Genomic DNA, 5,587 nt, shown 5'->3' on the forward strand with positions numbered 1-5,587 from the left:
GGTGAGGAGCCTGTATGTCCACCCGACGCCCCAACATGCCGCGGGCCGGCCGCCCGTCCGGCAACGGGCCTGCGGCGGGCGGCGGTATCGGCGACGGCCAGGACAGCACCGGCCGGGAACCTGAGACCGGTAAGGTGATCCGCGCCGATTTCGGCCGGGTGCCATCCGGCCCGGCGTCCGGAGCCAACTCCGGGCCGGACGGCCACTCCCACCGTGTGCCGGACGCAGCCGCCCACCGGAAGCCGAAGCCACCGGCGAAGCCCAAGCCCACGCCATCGGAAGCGCGCGCGGCCGAACGCCGGCAGCTGTCAGAGGCAATCACGCAGCCCTCCTCGCCGTCGGCGGCCGGCAAGCCCCGGCAACCCGCCAGGGAGACGCAGGCCGACGCCGTCCCGGTACCGGCCAAAGCATTCTCCGGGCGTCTGCTGGCGCTGGCCTTGGTGCTGGTCTCCATCACTGTGCTGCTGGCCCCTTCGGTGCGGGTGTTCATCGAGCAGCAAGCCGAACTTTCCGCGCTGCAGGCGGACATTGCCGCGAAGAAAGAATCCAATGAACGCTTGACCAAAGAACTGGCCCGCTGGGACGACCCCGCCTACATCAAACAGCAGGCCCGGGATCGCATATTCTATGTAATGCCGGGTGAGAAGCGGTACATGGTCACCGGTGCGGAAGGACTCAGTGAGTCCGACGAACACGCCTCCGCAACCGCGCCCGAGGACTTGCCGTGGGTCGACGCCCTGTGGAATTCGGTGACCCGCGCGGCAACAGACCGGCCCGCAACAGACTGAGACCCCGGCGAAGGCCGCCACATCATACGGCGCGCTGCCACACAGGCCGCAGCCGGGAAAGGACTGAGCCATGAACGACGCTCAGCGAACCCCCACCCCCGACGATCTTGATACCTTGAGCCGCCAGCTCGGCCGGCCCGTGCGCGATGTCGTGGAAATCGGTGCCCGGTGCGTCTGCGGGAACCCGCTGGTCGCCACGACGGCGCCGCGGCTGGGGAACGGAATCCCGTTCCCCACCACGTATTACCTCACCCACCCGGTCATCACGTCCGCAGTATCCCGGCTCGAAGCGGCAGGGCTGATGACGGAAATGACTGAGCGGCTCGCGGGCGACCCCGAACTGGCCGCGGCGTACCGGCGCGCCCATGAGGAATACCTGGCTGCCCGTGACGAAGTGGGGCGCAGGGCCGGTATTGGGGAGGTGCCCGAAATCGCCGGCGTCTCCGCGGGCGGAATGCCCACCCGGGTCAAGTGCCTGCACGTCCTGGTTGGTCATTCCCTGGCCGCCGGACCGGGAGTGAACCCGTTGGGAGACGAAGCGCTTGAGCGTATCGCTGAATGGTGGACCGCGGACCGCTGCTACTGTGCCGGTGCCTGGGACGTTGAAGGCAGAGCTCCGGTCCGGGACCTGAGCCGCCATACCCGCACGCAGGGGCTGCCAGCCGAAGAGTTGGCCGCGAAGAGGGCCAGGCGTGCCGGTGGCAGCGATGGTTCGGGCGACGGCGGCGATGATGCCCCGGCCGACGGGGACGGCGACGGCGACGGGGACGGCGGCCGCCCGGCGGGCCGCGCCGGCGGGGGTGCGTCGTAGTGGGTCGCGTGGGAGCCATTGACTGCGGAACCAACTCGATCCGCCTGCTGGTTGCCGATGTCCGGGACGGCAGGCTCACCGACGTGGTCCGCGAGATGAAAGTGGTGCGGCTGGGGCAGGGCGTCGACGCCACCGGAACCCTGGCGCCGGAAGCCCTGGAACGCACGTTCGCGGCGGCGGAGGAGTATGCCGGGCAGCTGAGCCGGCTGGGGGCCGAAACCCTGAGGTTTGTTGCCACCTCTGCCACGCGCGACGCCGCCAACCGCCGTGTCTTCGTTGACGGCATCCGTGAGCGCCTCGGTGTAGAACCCGAAGTCATCAGCGGCCGCGAGGAAGCTGCGTTGTCGTTCACCGGGGCTGCCAGCGTCTTGGCGCCGGAGCCGGGGGAGAAAATCCTGGTGGTGGACCTGGGCGGCGGCAGCACGGAATTCGTACTGGGCAACTCCGACGGAGTGCTCGCCTCGCTCAGCACCGACATGGGCTGCGTCCGCTTCACCGAGCGGCACCTGCGCTCCGATCCGCCAACGGCCGCCGAGGTTGCCGCCGCTGTGACAGACGCAGAAGAGCATCTGGCACGCGTACTTGACGATGTGCCGCTGGCGGAGGTGGATCGGTTGGTGGGGGTGGCCGGCTCGGTCACCACTGTCACCGCGCACGCTTTGCAGCTGGCTGAATACCGCCCGGACGCCATTCACGGAGCGAAGCTCGACGGGGCACGGCTGGATGCGGCCTGTACTTCACTGCTGGAGATGACCAGGCAACAGCGGGCCGCATTGCCCTACATGCATCCAGGCCGGGTGGATGTCATCGGCGCCGGTGCACTCATTTGGCGGACTGTTTCCCGGCGGCTGGCCGCACTGACCGGCGGCCGCGTGGACGGGGCGACAGCCAGCGAACACGATATCCTTGATGGAATTGCCCTCAGCGCGGCCACCCGGCTGCCGCGCTGACCTTCCCGGCCCAGGGAATCAGACAGTTTTGCCAACCGAAGGGACCCCCATGCGCCAGCGCGTCAGTGAACGGCCGGCCAGACGCACGGCTGCGGCCAAGGCCGTCTCGCTGGGTTCGGCGATGGCGGTGCTCGCAGCCCTGGTGTTTGCCGGCCCGGCGCAGGCAGAGGACACCCGCGGCAAGGAATACTGGCTGGACTCCTACGGGATCCGGGCAGCCTGGGAGCAGTCGCAGGGCGAAGGCGTGAAAGTAGCAGTCATCGACAGCGGCGTTGACGGAACCCACCCGGACCTCAAGGGGGCAGTGGCGGGCGGCACCGATGTCTCCGGAGCGGGGGATCCCGATGGCCAGCGCGGCATCGGGCAGACCCCCGAGCACGGCACGTTGGTCGCAACCTTGCTGGCCGGGCGCGGGCATGCACCGGAAAAACCTAAAAAGGGCGACAAGAAAAAGAACGATAAGAAATCCGAGCCCAAGGACAAGGGGATCGGCGCAGGCACGGATGGCGTCATCGGGGTGGCGCCGAAGGCGCAGATCCTGACGGCCTCAACCTGGCTCGGAACACCGAACCCGGCGGGCATCGGTGTTGACGAACAAATCCCTGCAGCGGTCCGCTGGGCCGTGGACAATGGCGCCCAGGTCATCAACATGTCGCTGACCAGCTCCAGCACCTCCTGGCCGGAAAGCTGGGACGCTGCGTTCCTGTACGCCGAACAGCACGACGTCGTAGTCGTCGCAGCGGCCGGCAACCGCGCCGGAGGCACCGAACAGTCGGGCGCCCCGGCCACCATTCCCGGTGTGCTGACAGTCGCGGGGCTCAACCGCGACGGCGAGGCGAGCCAGGAGGCCTCTGCCCAGAGCATTGTCATTGGCGTAGCGGCCCCGGCGGAAAACCTCGTCGGCGGACTGCCGGGCGGCCTCTACGCCGACTGGTCCGGCACCTCGGGGGCCACGCCGCTGGTTTCCGGCGTGGCCGCGCTCATCCGCGCCAAGTACCCCAACATGAGCGCGGCCCAGGTCATCAACCGCATCATCAGCACGGCCAAGGATGCCGGCGTTCCGGGACATGATCCGATCTATGGCTACGGCGTGCTCGACGCCAAGGCCGCAATGAACGCCGAAGTGCCGGATGTGGCCGCCAACCCGCTGGGCTCCATTGCGCAGTGGATCACCGTGCACCGCCGCGGGAAAGTTGCTTCGCCGGAATCACAGGCTCCGGTGCAGTCCAAGGCCGAGGTCCCCGAGATCCCGGAACCCACCACGCCCGTGGCGGTTCCGCCGCGCATCGAAAACTCCGTGCTGCCGGCCATCCTCGTCTTCTCTTTCGGTGCGCTGATCGCCGGCGTCCTGGTGATGGGGGCTGTCCAAACCATTCGGACACGCAAGGCAGCGCAGCTCAGCACTTCCCCGCCCGATGAAGACACTGCCTTCATCCCACCGATCCGGGAAGAGATCCGCAAACCGGCTAAGCGCTGACCCAGTTCCAGACGCCCGTCCTCAGGTCCCCGGGCACTTCGTGAAAACTTTCACAAAAGAAGCTACACTGGGGGCATGGCACTCACTCCTGCTCTGTCTGATCGTCCGCGCGTCCTCGTTGTCGGCGGCGGCTACGTCGGTCTGTATGTTGCGTTGAAGCTCCAGAAGAAGGTCAAGGGGCACGGCGGCATCGTGACCTTGGTGGATCCGCTGCCCTACATGACCTACCAGCCGTTCCTGCCCGAGGTGGCCTCCGGCAGCATCGAAGCCCGCCATGCAGTGGTCAACCACCGGCAGCATCTGCAGGACACCGAACTCATCACCGGCAAGGTCACCTCGATCGACCATGCAGCCAAAAAGGCTGTGATCGCCCCCGCGGTAGGGGAGGCCTTCGAGCTTGAATACCGCGACGTCGTCGTTGCTGCCGGTGCCGTCACCCGCACGTTCCCGATCCCTGGCCTCGCTGAGGCCGGTATCGGCCTGAAGACCATTGAAGAAGCCGTGGAGCTGCGCAACAAGGTGCTGGAGCGGATCGAAACCGCCTCCATGCTTCCGGAGGGACGGGAGCGGACGCGCGCGCTGACTTTCGTCGGTGTCGGCGGAGGGTTCGCCGGCATTGAGGCCATGACTGAAATCGAGGATCTGGCCCGCTCAGCCGTCAAGAAGAACGGGCGGCTGCGCCAGGAAGACCTGCGTTTCGTGCTCGTTGAAGCGATGGGCCGGATCATGCCCGAGGTGACCGAAGACCAGGCCAAGTGGGTTGTGGAGCATATGCGCTCGCGCGGCATCGAGGTCATGCTCAATACCTCGTTGGCCAAGGCAGAGGGCGGCGTGCTGGAACTGATCAACATGCCGGACAAGTCGCCCGCCGCGACCTTCGAAGCCGACACGCTGCTGTGGACCGCCGGTGTGCAGGCGAACCCGGTGGCACGCAGCTTCGGCTTCCCGCAGGACGAGCGCGGCCGGATTAAGGCCAGCGCCACCCTCCAGATCATCGACGAGAACGGTCCGATCGATGGAGCGTGGACGGCCGGTGACGTGGCGGCGGTGCCGGACCTGACCGGCGGCGGCGTGGGTGGCTTCTGTGTCCCCAATGCCCAGCACGCCATTCGCCAGGCCAAACGACTCGCCAAGAATATCTACGCGACTCGGTGGGGCGTAGGCAACGTCACGGAGTACAAGCACAAGAACCTGGGCGCAGTCGCCGGTTTCGGCCTCAACAAGGGCGTTGCCAAAATCATGGGCATCAAGCTCAAGGGCTGGCCGGCCTGGATGGCCCACCGTGGCTACCACGGTCTGGCCATGCCGACGGTGGAGCGCAAGATCCGGGTGATCTCGAATTGGTTCTGGACCATCTTCCTGGGCCGCGACACCACCCGCCTTGCCGACCTGCAGACGCCGTACCGGCAGTTCCGTGAGGCAGCAGCCCCCAAGCCGCGCCCGCAGTCCGCGGACGCGCCGACGCCTGCAGCCAAGGGCTCCGGGTCTGAGAAAGAGCTCGCGTCCTCCGGCCGCTAGGCACACGACGCGGCAGGCCCGGGTACCGCATCGACGGTACCCG

General features: G+C 67.5%; 5 protein-coding genes. All 5 read left to right on the forward strand.

Features of this window, described 5'->3' with window-relative positions; genetic code table 11:
* Positions 1 to 14: 14 nt before the first annotated feature.
* The 5 genes from AC5RWT_RS33985 to AC5RWT_RS34005 all read left to right on the forward strand — a co-directional run bounded on the left by AC5RWT_RS33985 (position 15) and on the right by AC5RWT_RS34005 (position 5,544).
* Entirely contained in the window at positions 15 to 788 is a 774-nt protein-coding gene (locus AC5RWT_RS33985; protein ID WP_494084067.1) for an FtsB family cell division protein, read from the forward strand.
* 70 nt (positions 789 to 858) lie between these two features.
* A complete protein-coding gene (locus AC5RWT_RS33990) occupies positions 859 to 1,599 on the forward strand; it encodes a DUF501 domain-containing protein (protein WP_494084068.1) in 741 nt (246 codons plus the stop codon).
* Positions 1,599 to 2,549 (forward strand): Ppx/GppA phosphatase family protein, encoded by a 951-nt coding sequence (locus tag AC5RWT_RS33995; RefSeq protein ID WP_494084069.1) that lies wholly within the window; start codon positions 1,599 to 1,601, stop codon positions 2,547 to 2,549. The genes AC5RWT_RS33990 and AC5RWT_RS33995 overlap by 1 nt, the downstream gene beginning before the upstream one ends.
* A 49-nt stretch (positions 2,550 to 2,598) precedes the next feature.
* Complete coding sequence (locus tag AC5RWT_RS34000; protein ID WP_494084070.1) at positions 2,599 to 4,026, forward strand: S8 family serine peptidase; 1,428 nt, start codon at positions 2,599 to 2,601, stop codon at positions 4,024 to 4,026.
* Positions 4,027 to 4,101: 75 nt separating this feature from the next.
* Positions 4,102 to 5,544, forward strand: a complete 1,443-nt coding sequence (locus tag AC5RWT_RS34005; RefSeq protein WP_494084071.1) for an NAD(P)/FAD-dependent oxidoreductase — start codon at positions 4,102 to 4,104, stop codon at positions 5,542 to 5,544.
* Positions 5,545 to 5,587: the final 43 nt, after the last annotated feature.

Source organism: Arthrobacter sp. Dra40 (assembly GCF_059091905.1).